Genomic DNA, 22,325 nt, shown 5'->3' with positions numbered 1-22,325 from the left:
GTTTTTCAATGTCGTGTACCTCGCGAATTTTTCCGGATTTTTAAAAAAGCAGCGAACAAAGCCGCTTTGTGGTGAATAAAGGTCCCGGCAGGCCGCGCTCAGCGGCTTGCGGCGCGGTGCCACAGGGCCGCGCTAACCCCCCAGACAGCATAAATCAAGAGAATCAGAGCGGGAGTCAGCGCGCCATAGCCGAGGCCGAGCAGGCCCTTGCCGGCCCGGGGCATCAGATGCAACAGTACATAGGCCGATGGCGCCAGGCTCCAGAGCAGGCCGCGGCTGGCCGGGCGGCCCGGCAGCAGGGGCAGTATCAGCAGCAGCCCCCACAAACCGCCGACGATCAGTCGGGGGTAGAGCCACGCCAGGCTAAGAGCGGGGCGCAGGGCAATGCCCATCCAGGACAGAACGCCGTCCCGGCCCAGTTCCCAGAACAGCAGGCTGGAAAGCAGCCCGCCGATAACGCCGCCGGTAAACGCGGCACTCAGATTTCGCAGCATGAATCCTCCCGGGGGTGTCCCGTGTTATTCCCAGCGTCCGTGACGTTGACGCAGGGAGATGACCTCGACACGACCGCGCTCGTTGATCAACGAGGTCGACAGCCAGCTGACGCTGCTGATGATAAGCGAGCCGAGCACCGCCCACCAGAAACCGGCCACCTGCAGGCCGCCGATGATTCCCGATGCCATCATCAGCATCAGGGCGTTGATGACGAAAGTGAAAAGGCCGAGGGTCAGGATGTTGAGCGGCAGGGTGAGCAGCAGCAGGATGGGCCGGAACAGCGCATTGAGAATGCCCAGGGCCGCGGCGGCGAAAAACGCCGACACCGGGCCTCCCACCGTGATGCCGGGCAACAGCCAGGCGGCCAGCAATATGGCAACGGTCAACATAATCCAGCGGATCAGCAGGCCTCGCATGGTTACCTCCGGAGTCGGGTGAAGTTGCGGCCGGGGGGCCGCCGGGATCATAAAACGTCCTAAGGATAGCCTAAATCCCATCCGGATAAAAGGGGGTAGCTCGGCTTCGCTGCCGGCATGTCACGGCGGCAGCTACTGTCCCGCCAGGGAAACAGCGTGAAGTCATATTGTGCGGCCTGTTTACGTGTCAGTCGCCAAGCATTGACTTGATGTTGGCGAATGCGGTCCGGGCCAGCTGATCTTTTTCTTCCTCGGTGGATGTACTCGGGGCGTCGCCGATCGATCTGCGCAGGACCTCGCCGGGGATCTCTTCAAGAAACCGGCTCGCAGCACGTGTTTGCATGACGCCGTATTTCTTGCGCCGGGAAGTGCCGAGCAGGGACAGCTTCTGTTGCGCGCGGGTGATGCCGACGTAGCACAGCCGGCGTTCTTCCTCGATATCGAAGCTTTCCTCCACCGATTTTTTATGGGGCAGCAGGTCTTCTTCCATGCCGACCAGAAACACACAGGGGAATTCGAGACCCTTGCTGGCATGCAGGCTCATGAGCACCACCGCATCGCGTTGCAGCTTGGCGTCCTTGTCCTGGCGCGGTGGCTCGTCGCGGTCGAGCAGCGACACCTTTTCCAGAAAACCTTCCAGGGTCGGCTGGGCTTCACGCTGCTCGTAGGAGGCCATGGCATTGACGACCTCGGCGACGTTGGCCATGCGCCGCCGCGCCCGCTCCGGATCCTGGGCGGTGCGCAGCAGATCGTCTTCGAAACGCAGTTCTTCGAGCAGTTCGCGGCCTGTTTCGCTGAGCCGGCCGACCCGGAACCGTCGCCGGTAGCTGTCCATCAGCTGCACGAACCGCCCGATCGCTTCGAGGGTTTTTTCGCCGAGTCCGTCGACCTGCGCGGCGTCCTGCAGCACCTGCCACATAGGGAGTTCATGCTCGGCGGAAAAGCGGATCAGACGGTCGGCGCTGGTGTCGCCGATGCCCCGCCTGGGCGTGTTGAGGATGCGCAGCAGGTTGACCTCGTCACGGGGGTTGAGCAGCACCCGGAAATAGGCCAGCACATCCTTGACTTCCTTGCGGTCGAAAAACTGCTGACCGCCGATCAGCACGTAGGGTACGTTCTGGTAGCGCAGCTGTTCCTCGAAGGCCCGTGACTGGACGTTGGTACGGAACAGGATGGCAAAATCCCGGTAGTTCAGGCTGGCCCGGAACTTCTCGGCCATGATGCGTTCCACCACTGTTCGGGCTTCGTCTTCGTCATCATCGCACAGCAGATAGTCGATCATGTCTCCCGGGCCGCCGGCGGTCCACAGGGCTTTGGCCTTGCGCTTGCGATTGTTGCGGATAACGGCATTGGCGGCGGCGAGGATATTACCTGTGGACCGGTAGTTCTGTTCCAGCCGGATAACCATGGTGCCGGGGAAATCCTTTTCGAAATCGAGGATGTTGCCCAGATCCGCGCCCCGCCAGCCGTAGATGGACTGATCGTCGTCGCCGACCACGCACAGGTTGTTGTGCCCCCTGGCCAGCAGCCGCAACAGCCGGTATTGCGCGGCATTGGTGTCCTGGTATTCATCCACCATCAGATACCGGAAGCGCTGTTGATATTTTTCCAGAACGGCGGGCTTGTCCTGCAGCAGGCGCACCGTCAACATGATCAGATCGTCGAAATCGACCGCATTGAAGGCTTTGAGGGCACGTTGGTAGCGTGGGTAGATAGCGGCCACCACCCCGCTGTATTCATCGCCGTGGCGAGGCTGAAAGGTGTCGGGTGCAATCAGGCGGTTCTTGGCGTCGGAGATCAGGTACAGTACGCGGTCGGCATCGTATTTGCGCAGGCCGGTATTGATTTCCTGCAGCAGGTCGCGGATCAGCCGCAACTGATCGGCGCCGCCGTAAATGGAAAAGTTCTTTTTGTAGCCGAGCTGTTCGATATCCTCCTTGAGGATGCGCACGCACAGGGCGTGAAACGTACTGATGACCATGCCCTTGGCCTGCCTGCGGTCGACCATGCTTTCGACCCGCTCACGCATCTCGCGCGCCGCCTTGTTGGTGAAAGTGACGGCAAGGATCGCTTCCGAGGTCACCCCCCTGTTTTTCAGCAGGTAGGCGATGCGGCTGGTGATGACGCGGGTTTTCCCCGAGCCGGCCCCTGCCAGTAGCAGCAGCGGACCTTCCGTGTGGCGGACGGCGGCGCGTTGTTGATCGTTGAGAGAGGACAGGTTCATAAATACTTCACGACGGCGGAGGGTATGCAAGGCGCAGGCGGCAGGCACAGACATCGGGCGGCCAGGAAGATACCACAGCACCGGGCGCCCGGCAAGGGGGGCTTGTAAGCGTGACAGCGTATGGCCATGGTTTACCGTTGTGCAAAAACGATGGTGGAAAAACGCGAAAGCGTCTTGCATTTCCTGCGCATTTCAGCTATGTTGCGCCGCAGTTTACGTCAGTTGCTTTTTATCTTTCGTTATTAGGGTGCTCCCATGTTTAAAACCGTTGTTGTCCTTTTCAGTCTTGTCTGGGCTTCCCTGATTCTTGTTTCCTGGAGTGGCGGCGAGCAGATTGACCGGCCGTCGCGGCCGGTTGTTGCGGAAAAAGCCGGTTTTTAAGCTGTTTCAGCGTCTCATGTGTTTTTGATCCGGCAACTTTCCGGTGGCTGTCCCGGCGATGGCCCGCAACGCTGGCGCCGTCTCTTTTTTCAGCTTTCCCCGTCCCGGTACCCCTGGCATGTTCCGCGCCGCAACAATTCCTGTTCGATAGCGTTGAGTACTTCCCATTTGTTCAGCGACCAGAGCGGTGCCAGCAGCGTCTCGCGCGGACCGTCTCCCGTCAGCCGGTGGATCAGGGTTGACGCCGGCAGACGTTCGATCACATCCGCCACCAGCGAAACATATTCCTCCTGTTCCAGCACGGCGATACCGCCCTGCTGGTAAAGATTCCCCAATGGCGTGCCGCGCAGGATATGCAGCAGGTGCAGTTTGATACCGTCAATGCGCAGGCGGGCCATGGCATCGGCGGTGGCCAGCATATCGTCGCGGCTTTCTCCCGGCAATCCCAGAATGATATGCACGCAGACCCTCAGGCCTCTGGCTCTGGCGGCTGCATAGGCTTTTGTGAAGCAGGCATAATCGTGCCCGCGGCGTAAAAAATCGAGGGTACGGTCATGCCTGCTCTGCAGGCCGAGTTCCAGCCAGAAGTAGGTGCGCCGGTGGTATTCCCCCAAAAGATCCAGAACTTCTTCCGGTACACAGTCCGGCCGCGTGCCGACCGCCAGCCCCACCACGCCTTCAACGCCGAGGGCCTGGTCGTACAGGGCGCGCAGGCGCGCCACCGGAGCGTAGGTATTGGAGAACGGCTGGAAGTAGGCCAGAAACTGCCCGGCCTTGTATTTGCGGGTCATGATTTCCTTGCCGCGCTCGATCTGCTCGGCCACCGGAAAACCGCGGTCGATGCCGACGGCACCGGAGCCTTGCGGATCGCAGAACAGGCATCCCGGCCGGTCGCGGGTAGCGCCACGGTTGGGACAGGAGAAGCCTGCATCGACGGATATTTTATGGACGCGGCCGCCGAAGCGTTGTTTCAGATGTGCGGAAAAGCTGCGGTATGGTTTCTCTTGCATGGCGCGACTATGCCACCGGTAGCCCCTGAGAGCAAGGGGTTTGGAAGAAGCGGCCGGATTTTCCGGGCGCGATTGAAATAGCCCCCCTGCCTGATATAATCCACTCGGCTTTCATGACGAGCCGCCATGCCCGCATTCTCGGCGGACTTGGCATCGGGTCCGGATAATCATCAAGGGAGGGGCTTTGTGACGCGTTTGCTGGTGGTTGATGACGAACAGGACATCCGCTACCTGTTCCAATGTGAACTGGAGGAAGAGGGGTATCAGGTCGACGCGGTCGGTTCCGCGGTTGAAGCCGATGCCGCTTTGCGGAAGCACGTCTATGATCTGGTGGTGCTCGATATCCAGGTCGGTGGGGACAGCGGTCTTGCCATGCTGCAGGATATTATCGGCCGCCGGAAGGACCTGCCGGTGATTCTCTGTACCGCCTTCAGTTGCTACAAAGAGGATTTTTCCTCCTGGCTGGCGGACGGTTACGTGGTGAAAAGTTCGGATCTCACTGAACTTAAAAACGAGATCCGACGCGTGTTGATCAAACGGGGCAAGCTGCTCCAGGGCGAGGGGGCGAACCGATGAAAGCTGTGATCATGGCAGGCGGGTTCGGAACCCGCATGCAGCCTTTGACCATCAATCAGCCCAAACCGATGGTGCCTCTGGTCAACCAGCCAATCATGAGTCATATCATTGCGCTTTTGAAACAGCATGGTATCTCGGATGTCATCATGCTGTTGTTTCACCAGCCCGAGATCATCAAGAACTATTTCGGCGACGGCAGCGAACTGGGGGTTCGCATCACCTATGTCACGCCCCTGGAGGATTTTGGAACTGCCGGCGCGGTCAGGGCCGCGGCGCCTTATCTGGACGAACGTTTTCTGGTAATCAGCGGTGACCTGCTGACCGATTTCGATCTGGGCGAGGTTTTGAAGTTTCACGAGGAAAAGCAGGCCCTGGCCACGATCACCCTGACATCCGTGGAGGATCCTCTGCAGTTCGGGGTGGTGATTACCGATCAGCAGGGCGCCATCACCAAGTTTCTTGAAAAACCGGGCTGGGGCGAGGTGTTCTCCGATACCATCAACACCGGCATCTATGTCTTCGAGCCCGCGGTACTCGATATGATCCCGGAAAAGACCAACCGGGACTGGTCCAAGGATATCTTCCCGCGTATGCTGGCCGAGGGGCGCCCGCTGTACGGATGCCGGCAGCGCGGCTACTGGGCAGATATCGGCAATACCGACGCCTACCTGGAAACCTTCCGGGACCTGTTTCGCGACAGAGTGGCGGTATCGCTGCCCGAACCGGTCCTGTGTGAGGCAGGCCGCAGGATTTATCTCGGCACCGATACCCAGGTGGCGGAGGCCGACCTGTCGCGCCTTGAAGGGATGGTGGTGATCGGCGACAACAGTCAGGTGCAGGGAGGATCGCGGCTGAAGAATTGCGTCATCGGCCGCAACTGCGTGATCGAGGACGATGTTGAACTGGAGGATGTCATCCTCTGGGACAATGTGTTTGTCAAGCGCGGATGCCGTCTGTTCGGCACCGTGGCCGGACATCGCACCCGCCTCGGGCGCGGCGTGGTGTCGGAGGAAGGCGTGGTCATCGGCGACGAGACCGATGTCGGCGACGAGGCCTATCTGCGCAAGGACGTTAAAATCTGGCCGCGCAAATCGATAGAGAGCGGCTCCATTGTCAGCACCAATCTGATCTGGGGCGACAAGTGGCGCAAGAGCCTGTTCGAAGGCGCCTCGGTTCGCGGCTTGAGCAATGTGGAGCTGTCGCCCGAGTTCTGTGCCAAGCTTGGCGCCGCTTACGGATCGGTGTTGCCGCGCGACAGTTATGTGATCACCAGCCGCGACGGCCAGCGTTCGTCGCGCATGCTCAAGCGCGCGTTTCTCGGGGGGGTACTGTCCACCGGCGTGAATGTGCGCGATATCAAGCAGATGCCGCTGCCGGTTATGAGTTACAAGCTCGGCACCTTCGGCGAGGTCGGCGGGGTTCATTTCCGGCAATTCGGCGAGGATTCCGCGGCCACTGAGATCCTGTTTTACGATGCGGAAGGGTTTGAAATCCCCTCCGGCACCGCCAAGGCCGTCGAACGGATCTTCTTCAAGGAAAATTTTCGCCGCGTGCATTACGCCGAGCCGGGGGAGATCAGGGAACTGCCGCAATTGACCGCTTTTTACAGGGAAGGCTTTTTGCGCGCCCTCGATGGCGGCCTGTTGCGGTCGTTTGCGCCGAAAGTGGTCATCGACCTCAATCATTCCCCTGCCGGCGAGCTGCTTCCCGGCCTGTTGACGGATCTCGGTTGCGAGGTTGTCGAACTCAACTCCCGCTTTGAAGAAGGGCGCAGTGCAACGGCCCCGGATCAGACTGCCCGCGCCATGCAGCAGCTGTCCCGTATCGTCGTATCCCTCGAAGCTGCCGCTGGCTTCTGGCTCGATCCGTCGGGGGAGCGGGTGCGGATCATCGACGAAAGCGGCAGTCTGCTGACGGAAATCGAAGCCCTTGGCGTGGTGGTTTCCCTGGTGAGTCGCTGCGGAATGGCCGGGATCCTGGCGCTGCCGGTGTCAGCGCCGATGGCGCTTGAGAAGGTCGCCCAGGAGAGCGGCCTGACCTGCCGTATCGTCAAAAACGATGCGCGCGCCCTGCTGGAGGCGGTGTCCGAGCGTGGCGGCCTGCTGGCCGCCACGTTGGACGGCCGTTTCGCCGTGCCGGGTTTTCAGGGGCATTTTGACGGCATGTTCGCGGTGGCCAAGATTCTCGAAATGCTCGGTCACGCGGGCATGAGTCTCGGCAGTCTGCGTCGCAGTCTTCCCGACCGCGCTTACCGGCAGGCGCAAATCCCCTGCAGTCGGCAATTCAAGGGCGGCGTGATGCGCAAGATGAGCGAGCATACCGTGAATCTCGATGCTTCCTTCGTCGACGGCGTCAAGATCCGCTTCGAAGACGACTGGGTACTGGTATTGCCTGATCAGTATCGGCCGCTGATGCATATCGTGGCGGATTCCCCCGATATCCGGCGCGCCGAAAGCCTGCTGGAGAATTACCGGAACAAGGTTGAAACCTGGAAAAAGGAACTTCTCAACCCCTGAACGGGGCACTGGGTTGCGTATCGCGAAATCGATGAAACCTCTGGATGTTGTCCTGATCTGGCATATGCATCAACCCGATTACCGGGATCCGCTGCAGGACGAAGTGCTGCTGCCTTGGGTGTTTTTGCATGCGGTCAAGGATTACGGCGATATGTTGCAAACGGCCGTTGATCATGGTATCCGGGTGACCTTCAATCTGGTGCCGACCCTGTTGGAGCAGCTCCGGGAATACGCCTCCAAAAGCCTCAGGGACCGCTGGCTCGAACTGGCGCGTCGTGATCCGCAGGCCATGTCCGACGGCGAGCGTGCCAGTCTGGTGCAGTGTTTTTTTTCGGTTCACGCTGAACGGCATATCCGGCCCCATGCCCGCTACCGCGAACTGGCGGAGCAGCGCGCCTTGTGGAAATCTTCGGCCTGGCAGCGGTTCTCGGAAGCGGATCTGCGGGATCTGCAGGTATGGTTTCTGCTGTCATGGTCCGGATATTACCTGCGTCGGGAGCCGGGCGTCGTGGCCGACCTGCTGGCCAAGGGGCGGAACTTCGATGAGCAGGACAAGCACCGGCTGTTACAGGCTTACCAGGAGGTTGTGGAGGGCATCCTGGCGCGGTTCCGGCAGGCCGAGGACGAGGGTGCCGTAGAACTGTCGGTAACGCCCTATGCCCATCCCATACTGCCGCTGCTGTGCGATAGCGGTGAAGCCGCCCGCGCCCGCGAGGGAGTTTTGTTGCCAAAAACGCCCTTCCGTTTTCCGGAGGATGCCCGTCGGCAGGTTCGCCTGGGACTGGCGAGCGCGGGGGATTTTTTCGGAGTCCGTTCGCGCGGCATCTGGCCGTCCGAAGGCGGACTGAGCGAATCCGTGGTGCGCATCATGGCCGATGAAGGTGCCGTCTGGACTGCCGGCGATGAAGCCCTGCTGGAAAAATCCCTGCCCGGAGGGCTCGGCGACCGCACGTCACTTTATCGCCCGTACAGTTATCTGGGATTGCCGCTGCTGTTTCGGGACCGGGAGCTGTCGGACCGCATTGGTTTTGTGTATGCGACCTGGCCTTCGCAGACGGCGGCGGCGGATCTTCTTGACCGCCTGCGGGCACTGGCTCAGCAAGTGCCGGGCGGGGTGGTGACCCTGATTCTGGATGGAGAAAATTGCTGGGAAGGTTATGAAGAAAACGGCTTTGCTTTTTTGCAGGCTGTTTATCGGGGTCTGGCCGATTCGCCGGTTCTGCGGGCGGTCACCTTCAGCGAAGCCTTGGCCAGCCGCAAGCCTGAGCCGTTGAAGGTTTTGGCACCGGGATCCTGGATCAATGGGGATTTCGATATCTGGATCGGGCACCCCGAGGAAAATTGCGCCTGGGAATGGCTGGGCGAAGCGCGCCGCGCCCTGCAGTCCGCAGATGCGGACTGCCAGGGTGAAGGCTGGCCGCATCTGCTGCGTGCGGAAGGCAGCGATTGGTTCTGGTGGTTTGGCGAGCACCATCGCAGCGAGCAGGCGGAAACTTTCGATCAGCTTTTCCGGCATCATCTGCAGGCTTTCTACCGCGCCATCAGAAAGCCGGTGCCGCCCTGCCTGCACTATCCGTTGAGGGGGGCGCGCCGCAGCAGTCGCGTTTATCCTCCCACCGAATCGGTAAGCCCCGTCATCGATGGACGGCTGACCGATTATTTTGAATGGCACGGCGCCGGCACCGTGGAACTGGGCGGCGGCGGTGCCATGCATAATGCCAGCTTTGATCTTCTGGGTTTTTTTTATGGCTACGATGAAAATTTTTTCTATCTGCGGTTCGATTTTCGCCAGCCCGTGGAACAAATAGCCGGGCCGGACGGAGAACTGCTGGTGCGCTTGCAGGCCGAGGGTGTCTGGGAAGCCCGCCTGGCGGCCAGGGCCAACCGCGTGCTGGTGCAAAGTGTCGATGGGGCCGGCGGCGGGGAGGGACCAGGGGCTGCGGGAACCATCGCGGAAATGGGCTTGCCGCTGAAGCTGCTGGACCTTAAGCCGGGCGGTGCACTGAACGTGTCCTTGACGGTGCTCGATTCCGGAAGGGAGTTGGCCCGTTGGCCCGCCGGGGGGGAGCTGGCCCTGATTTACCCGGGGCCCGATGCGGAAGCCCCGCAGTGGCCCCTTTGAACTCGCGGGCCGTAATGACGGCAGTGATGCCGGAAAGGAGTGTTGCGTTTGTCCGAATTGCGTTGGGACCCCTTTATTGATAGCTGGGTGGCGATTATCGAAGCGCGGGGGCGCCGCCCCGTCGATTTTATCACCGAGCGCAAGCGCATCGAAACCAGCGTCTGTCCGTTCTGCTACGGGCAGGAAGACAAAACGCCGGCGGAAGTCTATGCCCTGCGGCCGGATGCCGGTCTTCCCAACCAGCCCGGATGGAAAGTGCGTGTCATTCCGAACAAGTTTCCCATTCTGCGCATCGAAGGGCAACTCGAAGCAAGAGGGGAAGGGGTATACGATGTCAAAAACGGTATCGGCGCCCATGAGGTGATTATCGAAACCCCGGAACACGAGCGCCAACCTGCCGATCTGCGGGCGGCGGAGCTGGCCGATGTGTTTCGCGCGTTTCGCTCGCGGCTGGTCGACCTGCGGCGCGACAAACGCTTCCGGCATATTGTTATTTACAAAAATCACGGGCTGGAAGCCGGCGCCACGATCCCCCATACCCATTCGCAGCTGCTGGCCCTGCCCGTCATTCCGCCTCATCTGCGGATTGCATTGCGGGCCAGTCGCGACTATTTCCGCCGCAAGGAACGCTGCCTGATGTGCGACATGCTCGCCCAGGAACTGTCCGACGGACGGCGTCTGGTGCGAGTCGATGGGGAATTCGCGGTTTTTGCACCGTTTGCTTCGCGCCATCCCTTTACTCTGCGTATCGTGCCGCGCAGTCATCTTCATGATTTTGCCCAATTGACCGACCATATGCTGCTCGCGCTGGGGGAAACCCTGCATGATGTGTTACGGCGCCTGCGTGCGGTGCTGCGCGATCCCCCCTTCAATCTGGTACTGCACAATGCGCCACTGGCCGTGCCGCGGCCGGGGCGTCCGGAGTTCTGGCATTCGCTGCCTGCCGATTATCACTGGTATTTTGAGCTTACCCCCAGAATCATGGATCCGGCAGGATTCGAAGGGGGGACCGGATTTTTCATCAACCCGACTTCACCTGAAGATGCGGCACGCTATCTGGTTGAAGCGGTGCAATGACACCGTTCCAGTCAGGTTTGCCATCACCTGTTTTGCAAGCGTTTTCCAGAAAGGTTGCTCAGCCCATTGCCATGACTGCTCCCCTTGATCCCCTGTCGGCATCGGTTCCCGGTTTTGAACCCTATTTTTCCCTGTCTTTTCAGATCAGTGCCGGGGCGCGGCGTCAATTGGCCGAGCTGCCGGCTCCGGCCGGTGTTTCGCGGATATACCGGCTGCGCCAGGTGACGGATCACCTGGGGGAACGTTACGCGAATCCCGCCTGCAGCGCCGGAAGGCTGGAACTGCTGGCGATGCTCAGCAACGCACTGCGCTGGACGGCGTACCGGTATCTGCAGACACGCAATTGCATGGTCGGCAGGGATGACGTGGTAATCGCGGGCCGGGCCGTGGCCCTTGCCGGCCTGCAACGCAGCCTGGCGTCCTTTGTCGCGCTTTATCCTCCGGATGTGGTTTGGAAAGGTATGACGCCGCATCGGTTTTTGATGGGTCCCGACGGCGATCCAGGCCGTGGCGCGGCGCTGCTTGAATTGCTGGTACTGTCGGTGCAGAGCGCCAACCCGGCAGCCGCGGCCTTTCGTCCTCTGTTCGATGACGATGAACTGTCCCGCATGATCCCCTACCGGGTCACCTTGCAGGCGCTGGACAAGCTGCTGTGTCGCCCCGACGGGGGCGGGCTTTTTAGTGATGTGCCTTTGTTGCAGCTGCTGCAGGCACCGGTACAGGCCTCTCCCGACAGTCTCGAGGGGCAACTGGCCTTTGTGCGCGAGCACTGGAAGGGGATCCTGCCGGAGCATGTGTTGCTGGCTATCGATGCCGGATTTGCGCTGCGGACCGAGGAGACGCGCATGCGGGGTTTCGGTCCCGGCCCTCAGGCCGTGCCGGATTATGGCAGGCTGCCGGTCGTGGAGGAAGAACGGTTTTCGCCGGACCGAGACTGGATGTCCGATCTGGTGTTGCTGGCCAAGTCGGTGCATGTCTGGTTTTATCAGCTGTCCCGCCATTACGGGCGTGCCGTGAACCGCCTGCGGGACATCCCCGACGCCGAGCTGGATCAGCTGGCGGCGCGCGGGTTTTCAGGATTGTGGCTGATCGGCATCTGGGAGCGTTCTCCGGCATCCCGACAGATCAAGCGGCTGCGCGGCAATCCCGAAGCCGAGGCTTCGGCCTATGCCCTCTACGATTACCGGGTTGCCGATGAACTTGGCGGGCAGGCGGACCTGGACGATCTCGACCGGCGCTGTCGGCAGCGCGGCATCCGGCTGGCCTGCGACGTGGTGCCGAACCATACCGGCATCGATTCGCGCTGGATGCGGGAGCATCCCGACTGGTTCGTGCAGACATCCCATCCGCCTTACCCGGGCTACCGCTTTACGGGCCCCGACCTGTCGACCAACAACGGCATGAGCCTTTATCTGGAAGACGGCTACTGGGACCACAGCGATGCCGCCGTGGTTTTCAAGCGGGTCGATCATTACAGTGGCGAAGAGCGTTACATCTATCATGGCAATGACGGCACCCACTTGCCCTGGAATGACACCGCCCAGCTGAATTTTCTGCTGCCGCAGGTGCGCGAAGCGATGATCCGCACCATCCTCGAGGTTGCACGCACCTTTCGCGTGATCCGCTTCGACGCGGCCATGACTCTGGCCAAAAAACATTATCAGCGGCTGTGGTTTCCGCTGCCCGGCGGCGGTGCGGGTGTGCCGTCGCGTTCGGAATTCAGCCTCGCCAGCGCTCAATTCGAGGAACTGTTCCCGATGGAATTCTGGCGCGAGGTGGTCGACCGGGTGGCTGCCGAGGCTCCCGATACACTGCTGCTGGCGGAAGCCTTCTGGCTGATGGAGAGTTATTTTGTCCGCACCCTCGGCATGCACCGGGTGTACAACAGCGCCTTCATGCACATGATGAAGCAGGAAGACAACGCCAGGTACCGTCAGCTGCTCAAAAACACGCTGGCTTTCAATCCCCAAATCCTCAAGCGCTTCGTCAATTTCATGAGCAATCCGGACGAAGCCACCGCCGTCGAGCAGTTCGGCAAGGGTGACAAATATTTCGGGGTGGCTGTGCTGTTGGCAACCCTGCCGGGGCTGCCCATGTTCGGCCATGGCCAGGTGGAGGGGTTCCGGGAAAAATACGGCATGGAATACCGGCGCGCCTATCTGCACGAGGAGGTCGACGAAGGGTTCGTGGCGCATCATGAAAAGGTGATCTTTCCGCTGCTGCACCGTCGCTCCCTGTTCAGTGGCGCCGAACATTTCGCGTTGTACGATTGTGTCAGCGACGGCGCGGTGCTGGAGGATGTTCTGGCTTACAGCAATCGCCGGGGTGAACAGCGGGCCCTGGTGGTGTTTCATAACCGATCGTTGCAGGTTGGCGGGTGGATCCGCAATGCCTGTCCCCGCGCCGGAGAATCCGGAACCGGGTTTGGGCCGACCCTGGCCGATGCACTGGCCTTACGGTCAGAGCCGGAGATTCTTTACCGGTTTCGCGATCATTGCACCGGGTTGCAGTATCTGCGTTTTTCGCAGGAACTGGCGCAGCAGGGGTTGTTTGTCTCCCCTGGCCCCTATCAATGCCATGTGTTCCTCGATTTTGTCGAAGTGAGCGACGCCGACGGCCATTGGCGGCATTTGTGGCAGGCTCTGGAAGGGCGGCCGGTAGCTGATCTCGATCGGGAATATCGGCGGATTGTACATGGGGAGCTGCTGCGGTCTCTGCGGCAGGTGCTGGAAAGCTGTGACGCTGTCCTTTTTGACAACGGTGCCGACCAGGGTCCGGTTCTGGAAGGCTACGCCGCCTTTCTGGACGCACTGCAGCGCGATCTGCGCCTGGAGGTCAACCGGAGTCCCCTGCTGGAGCGGTTGCACGGACAGTTGCGGCGGGTAGTCGAGCTGGACGCTATTGCGGCGCGGCAGGCGGTTCGCGATGTGCTTGGCCCCTGGCTGATTGTGCATCCCCTGACGCTGCTTTCGGAGTCCCTTGCCGAACCTGCCGCCTTCATCCGGTGGCTGGAGCACCAGTTGCTGACCGATGTTGTCACGGCGCGCTGGCCCGAGGATGCGGCCGCGGAAAATCTGCAGCTGCTGCAGCTGCTGCTTCGCTGGCGCGGCTGCGGCTGCCTGCAGGAGGAGCACTGGCTTGGACCTTTGCTCGACGATGTCGCCGTGCGGGAGTTTCTGCTGGTGCATCGCTACCAGGATTGCGACTGGTTCAATCGTGAACGTTTCGAAAGGTTACTGGCCGGCCTGATCCTGACCGCGGCTCTGGAAGACACTTCTGATGACGAGGAATCCGCCGCAGGCTTGCCGCAGCAACTGGCGCTGATGCTGCACCGGGCCGAGCTGGCCGGATATCGTCTGGATAAATTCCGCGCCCTCGTATAAGCCGGGCCGCTGCAGTTTTTCTCAGGTTGCCCGTAAACATGGCGGCAAGCCGCAGGAGTTTTGCAATGAACATAGTGTTGATGGCTTCCGAAGTGGCCCCTTTTGCCAAAACCGGCGGGTTGGCCGATGTGGCCGGTTCGCTGCCCGGCGAACTGCACCGCCTGGGACATGATGTCCGCATTTTCATGCCGTTGTATCGCAGCGTCAAACAGGGCGACTTCCAGCTGTCCCCTCTGGCGCCGTTGCCGTCCATCGAAATCGCCGGCACGGCCGTTGCCGGGCGGTTGTGGCAAGGGAGCCTTGGAGAGGTGCCGGTTTATTTTCTGGAACAGGACAGGTTTTATGATCGCGACGGCCTTTACGGCACATCGCGCGGCGACCACGCCGACAATGCCTTGCGTTTCGGCTATTTTGCCCGGGCCCTGCTGGCGGCCTTGCCACAGATCGGTTTCAGACCGGACGTGCTGCATCTCAACGACTGGCAGACCGGGCTGGTGCCGGCGCTTTTACGCACCGATTGGCGCGACAGCGCGTTTTATACCGGCACGGCGACCGTCGCCACCATACACAATCTCGGTTACCAGGGTTTGTTTCCGGCGGAGGTGGTCGCTGCCCTGAACCTGGATCCCGCGCTGTTCGCCATGGAAGGATTCGAGTATTACGGCCAGGTATCGTTTTTGAAAAGCGCTCTGGTTTACGCCGATCTGCTTACCACCGTTTCCGAAACCTACTGTACTGAAATCCAGACCCCGGAAATGGGGCATGGTTTTGACGGCATCCTGCGTTCAAGGGCCGATCGCCTGTTCGGAGTATTGAACGGCATCGACGACCAGCTCTGGGATCCCAGCCACGATGCGGCGTTGGCGGCTGTTTACCATGTCGACGATGTCGACGGGAAGCACGCCAACAAGCGCCGCCTGCAAAGCCGTCTCGGCCTGGCATGCGAGGCTGAAACGCCGCTGCTGGCGATGGTGACGCGGCTGGCGTCCCAGAAGGGTCTCGATCTGGTCGAACAGGCCTGGCCGGCATTGCTGGAGCGGGGGGTGCAGATTGCGATACTGGGATCGGGGGATCAGGATTACATGGACCGTTTTGCGCGCCTGGGTGCCCAAAGCAAGGGACAAGCGGCGGTGCGTCTGGGATTTGACGATCGTCTCGCCCGTTTGATTTACGCCGGCAGCGACATGTTTCTGATGCCAAGCCGTTACGAACCCTGCGGGCTGGGGCAGCTTATCGCCTTGCGTTACGGCAGCGTGCCGGTGGTGCGCAGTACCGGCGGGCTTGCCGATACGGTTTTTGACCCGCGGGACGGCGTGGCGCAGGCCAACGGTTTTACCTTCGAGGAAATTTCGTCGCCCGCCATGCTGCGCGCGATGGATCGCGCCCTTGCACTTTATCGGCAGCCCGGCGATTGGCTGCGGTTGATGCGCAACGGCATGGCGGGGGATTTTTCCTGGCGGCGGTCGGCGCTGCGCTACCTCGATTTGTACCGCAAGGCCGGGCAGTTGCACCATGCGTGATGGGCAGGGCCATGCTGTGGAGGATGACGCCGGTTCCGGCATCATCCCTGCCTGAGTTTTTCCAGATAAGCTTCCCATTCGACCGGCAACAGGTGCTGTTTCTGACTGTTGCATTCCTTGCAGGCCGGCACGCAATTGCCTTTGCTGCTGCGCCCGCCCCGAACCAGGGGCACGATATGGTCGAGGGTCAGATCCCGCGGTGCGACTTTTTTCCCGCAGTAGTGGCAGATACCGCTGGCGATACGGTTTTTCCACCACTGGCTGTTACGCAGTTCCCGGGCTTTCTGCCGTTCCCGACGCATCTGTTCTTCTGAAGCTTCCATCCAATCCATGTGGGCCCTGTTCGAAAAAATGCCTGGCGATTCGTGGCTGGGATTGGCGTTTTTCCAATCACCGATCATTGCTTTTAAAGGACCATGAAGCCGATCTGACGGCCAGTTATCCCCTTATCGCGGCGATAGGAGAAGAACATTTCGCGGTGACAACAGGTGCATTCCTCCACCACGCCGATGCTTGCTGCGGGGATGCCGACCTCCTGCAGTTGCAGCAGGCAGCTGCGCTGCAGATCCAGCTGCCACTTGCCGAGGGAGGTTTCCTGGGCGATCTGCTGCCAGTGCCCGCTGCCCTGGCGAAAAGCGTCCCGCACCGCGCGATCGACCTCGTATTCATGGGCCGCGATGCCCGGTCCTATGGCGGCCAGCAGGTTCTCGGGCCGGCAGCCGAAGTTGGTCTGCATCGCCTCCACGGTTTTTCCCAGCAGGCCGCTGGCGGCGCCGCGCCAGCCGGCATGAACGGCGGCTCCGACCCGTTTGGCCGGATCGTGAAGCAGGATGGGGAAGCAGTCCGCCACCAGCACCCCGAACATGAACCCGGGTTGATTGGTAATGATGGCGTCGCTGGCCACCGTCAGAAAATGTGAAAGATCGTGATTCGGCTGGTCGATGACCAAAATGTCGGTGCCGTGCACCTGCTTCACCGTCAGCAGCTGATGGGGGTGCAAATCAAAGGCCCGGGTCAGGGTCGAGCGGTTGCCCTCGACATTGTGTCGTGCGTCCTCGGTATTATAGGCGAGGTTGAGGGAGTTGTAAGGCGGGCGGCTGACGCCGCCGTTGCGGGTGGTAAATCCGGCCTGGACCGCCGTTTCGGCGGCCCAGTCGGGTTGCATATAGCTGATCTTGCCTTTACGTACCAGTTTCATAAACCGTGGGTTCTCCTGTTGAACGCACCGCCTTAAAGGGGGTGCGGAAAAGTTGTCGAGGCAACGCGGCTGTCAGGCTGGCGGCCCTGTCTTGTATTTTTCGTTGAGATAATCGATGACCGCCCGCAGATCCGGCGGCAGCGGGCTGTCGAACTCCAGGTAATCCCCGGTTTCCGGATGCCTGAATCCGAGCAGGCGGGCATGCAGGGCCTGCCGGTCAAGGGCCCTGACAAGGGCGAGAAGCCGCGGGTCGGCGATGGTTTTCATGCGACTTTTGCCGCCGTAGGTGGCATCGCCCACCAGGGGATGGCGCGACTCCGATAAATGTACCCGGATCTGGTGGGTGCGTCCCGTTTCGAGGGCCAATTCGACCAGGGTCATGCGGTCGGCGTCAAAACGCTGCAGGACGCGCCAGTGGGTTACCGCGCGGCGACCGCCGCGGCAGGCACTGCTCATCTTTTTGCGCTGGGTAGGGTGGCGCCCTATGGGGCGATCGATGCTGCCGGCATCGCCGGTCAGCAGACCGTGAACCAGAGCGACATAACGCCGGGTGATGGAATGCTCCTTGAACTGGGCGGCGAGGTGCTGATGGGCCGCGTCGGTTTTGGTGGCCACCATCACCCCCGAAGTGTCCTTGTCGAGGCGGTGGACGATGCCGGGTCGCAAGGTGCCGCCGATGCCGGAAAGGTCCTGGCAGCAATGCAGCAAGGCGTTGACCAGCGTTCCCTGTTGATGCCCAGGCGCCGGATGTACCACCATGCCGGGCGGCTTGTCGACGACGATCAGGCAACGGTCCTCGTAGAGAACCGTCAGCGGGATATCCTCGGAAACAGCTTCGGCGGGGCCGGGATCCGGCAAGGTGACGGTCAGGGCTTCGCCGCCCTTGAGTTTGCTGGCAGCCTTGGCGGGTGCACCGTTGAGCAGTACCAGTCCGTCATCGATGAGCTTTTTCAGCTGGGACCGGCTCAACTCCGGCAACTGTTCGGCCAGGAAGCGGTCCAGTCTTTCCGGCGGCTGTCCCCGGTCAAAACAAAATGCACGCTGCCGAAACATTTACCAGATAGAGCTCTTGATGCGGCCAGCCTGCTTGATCATGACATCGACGACCGCACGATCGAACATGTGCTCGCGATCGGGGATGTCTTCCGAAATCCGTGCCAGGAAGTGCTCGCGACCTTCCTGAAGCTCATCGTTGAGCACGTCGAAGAGGGTGTCCTTTTCAATGCCTTCCTGCACTTTGTTCTGGTTGTACAGAGCGATATCCGAAACGATGGCGCGAGCCAGCCGGAAGGCGAGCTTGGGGTTGTCGACAATCCTTGCCATGGGTTCCTCCCATTACGAAAAGGGTATGCGGGCGGTGCGGTCCGCCGGCAGGGCCGCGGAAGTCAGGGCGCCCCGGCCATAAAACGGATGATGATCGCGGCGGGACATTTTTTCTCCGCGCTTGAGCGGAAAAGCCAGGTACAAGGTGGCGTTCCCCCGCTTGATCAGCAGCCGTATGATTTTGCCCTTGCGGGCTTCCTTCAGGGCTTTGTCCCAGGATTTCAGATTGGTCAGCCGGGTTTTGTTGAGGGCCAGAATGATGTCCTGGGGCAGAATCCCCGCCGCGGCGCCGTCGCCTTCCGGATCGACCTGGCGCACCATGATGCCCTGCCCCTGGGGTATGTTGGTCAGAACCAGCCCAAGACTGTGGCGCTCATCCGCACTCTGTGCCGCAACGGTCTGGCCGCGGGGGTGAATGGTGACCTGCAGAGTCATCTCCTGACCGTCGCGCAGAATTTTGAGCGGCACGGTGGTGCCGGCCGGCATGCTTGCGATGCGAAGCTGCAGGTCGCTGGCGTTGCGGATGGCATGGCCGTTTACCTCCAGCAGAATATCGCCGCGACGCAGTCCGGCCTGCTGGGCCGGGGATTCCGGCAGCACCTGATTGATCAGGGCGCCTCTGCTGCGGTCCAGGCCGAAGGTCTCCGCCAGTTCGGGGGACAGGTCCTGGATGCCGACGCCCAGCCAGCCGCGAATCACCTGCCCGGTCGTCATGAGCTGCTCGGCGATGGCCCGCGCCATGTTAACGGGGATGGCAAAGCCGATGCCCTGGCCGCTGGCGACGATTGCGGTGTTGATGCCGATCACTTCGCCGTAGATGTTGAGTAGCGGGCCGCCGGAATTGCCGGGATTGATGGAGGCGTCGGTCTGGATAAAATCCTCGAAATCCTCGATGCCGATGTTGGTGCGACCGGTGGCCGACACGACTCCTACCGTCAAGGTGCGATCGAGGCCGAAAGGATTTCCGATCGCCAGCGCCCACTGCCCGACTTTCAGGGCGTCGGAATCGCCGAGTACCGCCGATGGCAGTGCTTCGTCCGTTTCGATTTTGAGCACGGCGATATCGGTTCGGGGATCGGAGCCGACCAGTTTGCCTTCGTAAATCCGGTCATCCGACAGCTTGATTTTGATTTCCTCGGCGCCCCGGATGACGTGTTCATTGGTCAGGATGTAGCCGTCACCGCTGATGATTACCCCGGATCCGAGGCTGCGGGATTTCTGTTCCGGGATGGTGCGGCCCTTGAACATCTCGTTGAAGAATTCTTCGAACAGAGGTCCCAGGTCCGGTCCGCGGCTCACGGTGGCGGCCTGGATGTTGACGACCGAAGGCGTAACTTTTTCGGAGACCTCGATAAACGCGGATTGGGCGACAAGCAGTTCCTGGGCCGGCCGGGGCACCGGCGGCGCTTTGGTCGCCTGTTCCGAAAACGGGCTTGAAGGCGTTTGTTTGTCGTCCTGACAGCCCGACACGGCTGCCAGGAGTATTCCGCTGATGATGCATGTCAGAAAAACGCGTCGGAAATGACTCATTTTAATGGTTCCTTTGCCAAGGGATAAATCATCGGCAGCGTAGCGGAAAATGCAGAAACTGTCAATCGTTGCGGCGTTTTTGCAGGCTCTTGATAAATTGCAGGAGCACGTCATGACCGCCTCTCCAGGTGGCCTGTGCGGCCCGCTGATCATGATCGATCAGGCAGGTGTCGACGAGAAAGGTAGGAATACCGGCCCGGCTGGCCGGCAAATCGTAGGCGGTATCGTTGCCGACCATGAGGACCTGGGCGGCGGGCAGACTCAGGCGGTGGAGGACGTCGCGGAAAAATTCCGGATGCGGTTTGCAGCAATGGCTGTTTTCGTAACTGCTGATATGATGGTAGGCAAAGTCGTCCAGCCCGGCGGCGCGCAGCCGGGCCTTGATGGCGGGCCGCGGAAAAACCGGATTGGTGGCGAGGGCGACCTTCAACCCGCGATCAAAGCAGCTTTGCACGATGGCGCGGGATTCCGGGAACGGTTTTACCAGATGAGACAGGGCGGCGAGCCCCTCCCGGTAAAAACGCTGCAGGCGTTTGCGCAACTGGGGGATGCCGATGCCGAGCTGCCGGGCTATCATGGACAAAAAAAGCTGTTCGTTGGTCATTTGGTCGCTGCGCGCGTTCAGCAGCGCATAGGCCGAACTTATCAGGACTTCCGCAAAGACCATGGGGTCCGTCAGGTCTTCGAAACAGCGCGCCAGGCCCTCGATATAGCCATCTATATAGGCTTTCATTTCAATATCCAGCAACGTGCCGTCGAGATCGAACAGGATGCCGTGTATGTTTTCGGGAGGATAAAAGTCCATAGTGTTCCTGCAGGGCTTTCAAAAGTCTTACGGGCTTTTGGGGGTCGCTTGTCTCATCCATGGAGCTCTTTCTGTCAAGCATAACACGGCAGCAGCCGTTTTTGGACATCCCCGATCCTTCATGCCGGCGACAAAGCCCTTGACTTGGTTGCCTGTCCAATGTAGAAAATTTAACAAAAACAGCGAGGTAACCAAAATCCATGTCGGATATACGCGAAGAAGTCAAGGATCTGCAGATCGGCCTCAAGATACGCCGCCTGCGACAGGAACGGCGCATGACCCTGCAGAACCTTTCGGAAGCCACGGGGCTTTCCAAGCCGTTGTTGTCCCAGGTGGAGAACGAACAGGTGATTCCGCCGCTGGCGACGCTGCTGCGCATCGCCAAGGCGCTCAAGGTAGGGCTGCATACCTTTTTCCAGGAGGAAGGCAGCGTTGAAAAGTGTATTCTGGTAAGGGCTGGCGAAGGTGGCCGGCAGGATGCGCACAGCAGTCGCAGCCGCAGGCGCACGCCCTACGAATACCAGTCTCTGGGTTACGGAAAGAAACAGCGCAGCCTTGAACCGTTTCTGATAGAATTCGACGTACAGCCCTGGCGGGACGAATTGCTGGTAAGCCACGAAGGCGAGGAATTCCTGTATATTCTCGAAGGGCGGCTGGAATTTCATTACGGCGCTGAGATCATGACCGTCGGGCCGGGCGATTCACTTTATTACGACTCCAACGAACCCCACGGCTATGTCGCTGTCGGCACCGGTCCCGCGCGGGCGGTGGCGGTCATTTATTCCATGGAGTAGCACCAGGGGGTTGACAAGCGCGGCAGGGTTTTTATGTTGGACAGATGATCCCGGTTATAGGAACGCAACCCGGCGAGGACAGGAGGTGACGACATGAAACGAATAGGCGTGATGCTTTCCGGCAGCGGCGTGTATGACGGCAGCGAGATTCACGAAGCGGTACTTGCCCTGCTGGCTATCGAACGTGGTCGCGCAGAGGCCGTCTGCATGGCCCCCGACATGCAGCAGATGCATGTCATCAACCATTTTACCGGCCAGGTCGAGGCGGGACAGGCACGAGCGGTGCTGGCCGAGTCGGCGCGCATTGCACGGGGCAAGGTCGTGGATGCCGCCACCGTTAGCGTGGAGGATATCGATGCACTGGTGATCCCCGGCGGTTATGGCGCAGCCAAGAACCTGTGCGATTTTGCCGTCAAGGGCGCCGACTGCACGGTGCATCCCGAGGTGCGGCGCCTGGTGCGGGCCCTGGTTGACAGGGGCAAACCGGTGGCGGGCATCTGCATCGCGCCGGCGGTTCTGGCCAAGGCGCTTGACGGGTATGCACCGCAACTGACCATAGGCAACGATGCGGACACCGCCGCCGCTCTCGAAGCCATGGGGGCGCGGCATGTGGCCTGTCCGGTCGATGATATCGTCGTGGACGAGAAAAACCGGCTTGTTACCACCCCGGCCTACATGCTGGCGGAGAATATCGCCGAAGCCGCGGCGGGGATCGAAAAGGCGGTCAAACAACTGCTGGCCATGTGCTGAACGGTTACGGTGTGCTGAATCTCAAAGGCGAGCACTTCAGAGCCGATGACCTGTGCAAACAAAAGAGCCTCTCTTGAACAAGAGAGGCTCATTTGTTTGCACAGGTCCGCTAAGTAAACAAAGTAAACACCTTGCCTGAAGTGTTGTAGGGCTTTATTGATCGGGTATGCTTGTTAGAAGATCGTGTGCGGGAAAAAAGACTCAT

19 protein-coding genes are annotated in these 22,325 nt (G+C 60.6%); 9 read left to right on the top strand and 10 right to left on the bottom strand.

Translation table 11 applies throughout. From position 1 onward, the window contains the following. Nucleotides 1-98 precede the first annotated feature (98 nt). From AB7E65_RS00940 to AB7E65_RS00930, 3 genes are all read right to left on the bottom strand, one after another. On the bottom strand, nucleotides 99-494 hold the full coding sequence (locus AB7E65_RS00940; RefSeq protein ID WP_428745096.1) for a hypothetical protein: 396 nt from the start codon (nucleotides 492-494) through the stop codon (nucleotides 99-101). A gap of 24 nt (nucleotides 495-518) precedes the next feature. Further along, entirely contained in the window at nucleotides 519-911 is a 393-nt protein-coding gene (locus AB7E65_RS00935; RefSeq protein ID WP_072286727.1) for a phage holin family protein, read from the bottom strand. Nucleotides 912-1,098: 187 nt separating this feature from the next. Further along, nucleotides 1,099-3,135 carry an ATP-dependent helicase gene (locus AB7E65_RS00930; protein ID WP_072288081.1) on the bottom strand — a complete coding sequence of 679 codons (2,037 nt, stop codon included), beginning with the start codon at nucleotides 3,133-3,135 and terminating at the stop codon, nucleotides 1,099-1,101. Nucleotides 3,136-3,390: 255 nt separating this feature from the next. Here AB7E65_RS00930 and AB7E65_RS00925 point away from each other — a divergent pair, with 255 nt between their 5' ends. Next, entirely contained in the window at nucleotides 3,391-3,516 is a 126-nt protein-coding gene (locus AB7E65_RS00925) for a hypothetical protein (protein WP_268807479.1), read from the top strand. A gap of 89 nt (nucleotides 3,517-3,605) precedes the next feature. Here AB7E65_RS00925 and AB7E65_RS00920 read toward each other — a convergent pair whose 3' ends face one another. Next, nucleotides 3,606-4,526 carry a TIGR01212 family radical SAM protein gene (locus tag AB7E65_RS00920; RefSeq protein ID WP_072286728.1) on the bottom strand — a complete coding sequence of 307 codons (921 nt, stop codon included), beginning with the start codon at nucleotides 4,524-4,526 and terminating at the stop codon, nucleotides 3,606-3,608. A 186-nt stretch (nucleotides 4,527-4,712) separates the two neighbouring features. Between AB7E65_RS00920 and AB7E65_RS00915 the strand changes: the two genes are divergently transcribed. The 6 genes from AB7E65_RS00915 to glgA all read left to right on the top strand — a co-directional run bounded on the left by AB7E65_RS00915 (nucleotide 4,713) and on the right by glgA (nucleotide 15,720). Further along, nucleotides 4,713-5,102 carry a response regulator gene (locus tag AB7E65_RS00915; RefSeq protein ID WP_072286729.1) on the top strand — a complete coding sequence of 130 codons (390 nt, stop codon included), beginning with the start codon at nucleotides 4,713-4,715 and terminating at the stop codon, nucleotides 5,100-5,102. Further along, complete coding sequence (locus AB7E65_RS00910) at nucleotides 5,099-7,618, top strand: sugar phosphate nucleotidyltransferase (protein ID WP_428745095.1); 2,520 nt, start codon at nucleotides 5,099-5,101, stop codon at nucleotides 7,616-7,618. Before AB7E65_RS00915 ends, AB7E65_RS00910 begins: the two co-directional genes overlap by 4 nt. A gap of 31 nt (nucleotides 7,619-7,649) precedes the next feature. Then, nucleotides 7,650-9,740, top strand: a complete 2,091-nt coding sequence (locus AB7E65_RS00905) for a glycoside hydrolase family 57 protein (protein ID WP_072288082.1) — start codon at nucleotides 7,650-7,652, stop codon at nucleotides 9,738-9,740. A 48-nt stretch (nucleotides 9,741-9,788) separates the two neighbouring features. Further along, nucleotides 9,789-10,817 carry a galactose-1-phosphate uridylyltransferase gene (locus AB7E65_RS00900; protein WP_072286731.1) on the top strand — a complete coding sequence of 343 codons (1,029 nt, stop codon included), beginning with the start codon at nucleotides 9,789-9,791 and terminating at the stop codon, nucleotides 10,815-10,817. 71 nt (nucleotides 10,818-10,888) lie between these two features. Next, nucleotides 10,889-14,200, top strand: coding sequence for an alpha-amylase family glycosyl hydrolase (locus AB7E65_RS00895; RefSeq protein WP_428745094.1), 3,312 nt, complete (start codon nucleotides 10,889-10,891; stop codon nucleotides 14,198-14,200). Nucleotides 14,201-14,265: 65 nt separating this feature from the next. After that, nucleotides 14,266-15,720 (top strand): glycogen synthase GlgA, encoded by a 1,455-nt coding sequence (gene glgA, locus AB7E65_RS00890; RefSeq protein WP_072286732.1) that lies wholly within the window; start codon nucleotides 14,266-14,268, stop codon nucleotides 15,718-15,720. A gap of 41 nt (nucleotides 15,721-15,761) precedes the next feature. Here the strand turns inward: glgA and AB7E65_RS00885 are convergent, their stop codons facing one another. The 6 genes from AB7E65_RS00885 to AB7E65_RS00860 all read right to left on the bottom strand — a co-directional run bounded on the left by AB7E65_RS00885 (nucleotide 15,762) and on the right by AB7E65_RS00860 (nucleotide 20,576). Then, nucleotides 15,762-16,052 carry an HNH endonuclease gene (locus AB7E65_RS00885; RefSeq protein ID WP_072288084.1) on the bottom strand — a complete coding sequence of 97 codons (291 nt, stop codon included), beginning with the start codon at nucleotides 16,050-16,052 and terminating at the stop codon, nucleotides 15,762-15,764. Between the two features lie 74 nt (nucleotides 16,053-16,126). Further along, nucleotides 16,127-16,918 carry a peptidoglycan editing factor PgeF gene (pgeF, locus tag AB7E65_RS00880; protein WP_072286733.1) on the bottom strand — a complete coding sequence of 264 codons (792 nt, stop codon included), beginning with the start codon at nucleotides 16,916-16,918 and terminating at the stop codon, nucleotides 16,127-16,129. Between the two features lie 72 nt (nucleotides 16,919-16,990). After that, a complete protein-coding gene (locus AB7E65_RS00875; RefSeq protein WP_320360555.1) occupies nucleotides 16,991-17,971 on the bottom strand; it encodes an RluA family pseudouridine synthase in 981 nt (326 codons plus the stop codon). Beyond that, nucleotides 17,972-18,241 (bottom strand): hypothetical protein, encoded by a 270-nt coding sequence (locus tag AB7E65_RS00870; RefSeq protein ID WP_072286735.1) that lies wholly within the window; start codon nucleotides 18,239-18,241, stop codon nucleotides 17,972-17,974. Between the two features lie 12 nt (nucleotides 18,242-18,253). Then, nucleotides 18,254-19,771, bottom strand: coding sequence for a DegQ family serine endoprotease (locus AB7E65_RS00865; RefSeq protein ID WP_083558617.1), 1,518 nt, complete (start codon nucleotides 19,769-19,771; stop codon nucleotides 18,254-18,256). 61 nt (nucleotides 19,772-19,832) lie between these two features. Further along, on the bottom strand, nucleotides 19,833-20,576 hold the full coding sequence (locus AB7E65_RS00860; RefSeq protein WP_072286736.1) for an HAD family hydrolase: 744 nt from the start codon (nucleotides 20,574-20,576) through the stop codon (nucleotides 19,833-19,835). 200 nt (nucleotides 20,577-20,776) lie between these two features. Between AB7E65_RS00860 and AB7E65_RS00855 the strand changes: the two genes are divergently transcribed. Then, nucleotides 20,777-21,370, top strand: coding sequence for a helix-turn-helix domain-containing protein (locus AB7E65_RS00855; RefSeq protein ID WP_428745093.1), 594 nt, complete (start codon nucleotides 20,777-20,779; stop codon nucleotides 21,368-21,370). A 93-nt stretch (nucleotides 21,371-21,463) separates the two neighbouring features. After that, nucleotides 21,464-22,120, top strand: a complete 657-nt coding sequence (gene elbB / locus AB7E65_RS00850; RefSeq protein ID WP_428745092.1) for an isoprenoid biosynthesis glyoxalase ElbB — start codon at nucleotides 21,464-21,466, stop codon at nucleotides 22,118-22,120. The last annotated feature ends 205 nt before the right edge of the window (nucleotides 22,121-22,325 follow it).

Source organism: Syntrophotalea sp., assembly GCF_050253115.1.
GTDB lineage: Bacteria > Desulfobacterota > Desulfuromonadia > Desulfuromonadales > Syntrophotaleaceae > Syntrophotalea > Syntrophotalea acetylenica.
The sequence above is the reverse complement of the archived record's forward strand: the minus strand, read 5'-3'. Positions and strand labels throughout refer to the sequence as shown.

What these genes read in the sequence shown, in the direction of transcription:
- AB7E65_RS00855 (WP_428745093.1), top strand. Translation starts at nt 20,777, where the DNA reads ATGTCGGATATACGCGAAGAAGTCAAGGATCTGCAGATCGGCCTCAAG.
- AB7E65_RS00935 (WP_072286727.1), bottom strand. Translation starts at nt 911, where the DNA reads ATGCGAGGCCTGCTGATCCGCTGGATTATGTTGACCGTTGCCATATTG.
- AB7E65_RS00930 (WP_072288081.1), bottom strand. Translation starts at nt 3,135, where the DNA reads ATGAACCTGTCCTCTCTCAACGATCAACAACGCGCCGCCGTCCGCCAC.
- AB7E65_RS00940 (WP_428745096.1), bottom strand. Translation starts at nt 494, where the DNA reads ATGCTGCGAAATCTGAGTGCCGCGTTTACCGGCGGCGTTATCGGCGGG.
- AB7E65_RS00910 (WP_428745095.1), top strand. Translation starts at nt 5,099, where the DNA reads ATGAAAGCTGTGATCATGGCAGGCGGGTTCGGAACCCGCATGCAGCCT.
- pgeF (WP_072286733.1), bottom strand. Translation starts at nt 16,918, where the DNA reads ATGAAACTGGTACGTAAAGGCAAGATCAGCTATATGCAACCCGACTGG.
- glgA (WP_072286732.1), top strand. Translation starts at nt 14,266, where the DNA reads ATGAACATAGTGTTGATGGCTTCCGAAGTGGCCCCTTTTGCCAAAACC.
- AB7E65_RS00925 (WP_268807479.1), top strand. Translation starts at nt 3,391, where the DNA reads ATGTTTAAAACCGTTGTTGTCCTTTTCAGTCTTGTCTGGGCTTCCCTG.
- AB7E65_RS00885 (WP_072288084.1), bottom strand. Translation starts at nt 16,052, where the DNA reads ATGGATTGGATGGAAGCTTCAGAAGAACAGATGCGTCGGGAACGGCAG.
- elbB (WP_428745092.1), top strand. Translation starts at nt 21,464, where the DNA reads ATGAAACGAATAGGCGTGATGCTTTCCGGCAGCGGCGTGTATGACGGC.
- AB7E65_RS00895 (WP_428745094.1), top strand. Translation starts at nt 10,889, where the DNA reads ATGACTGCTCCCCTTGATCCCCTGTCGGCATCGGTTCCCGGTTTTGAA.
- AB7E65_RS00920 (WP_072286728.1), bottom strand. Translation starts at nt 4,526, where the DNA reads ATGCAAGAGAAACCATACCGCAGCTTTTCCGCACATCTGAAACAACGC.
- AB7E65_RS00905 (WP_072288082.1), top strand. Translation starts at nt 7,650, where the DNA reads ATGAAACCTCTGGATGTTGTCCTGATCTGGCATATGCATCAACCCGAT.
- AB7E65_RS00865 (WP_083558617.1), bottom strand. Translation starts at nt 19,771, where the DNA reads ATGAGTCATTTCCGACGCGTTTTTCTGACATGCATCATCAGCGGAATA.
- AB7E65_RS00870 (WP_072286735.1), bottom strand. Translation starts at nt 18,241, where the DNA reads ATGGCAAGGATTGTCGACAACCCCAAGCTCGCCTTCCGGCTGGCTCGC.
- AB7E65_RS00860 (WP_072286736.1), bottom strand. Translation starts at nt 20,576, where the DNA reads ATGGACTTTTATCCTCCCGAAAACATACACGGCATCCTGTTCGATCTC.
- AB7E65_RS00875 (WP_320360555.1), bottom strand. Translation starts at nt 17,971, where the DNA reads ATGTTTCGGCAGCGTGCATTTTGTTTTGACCGGGGACAGCCGCCGGAA.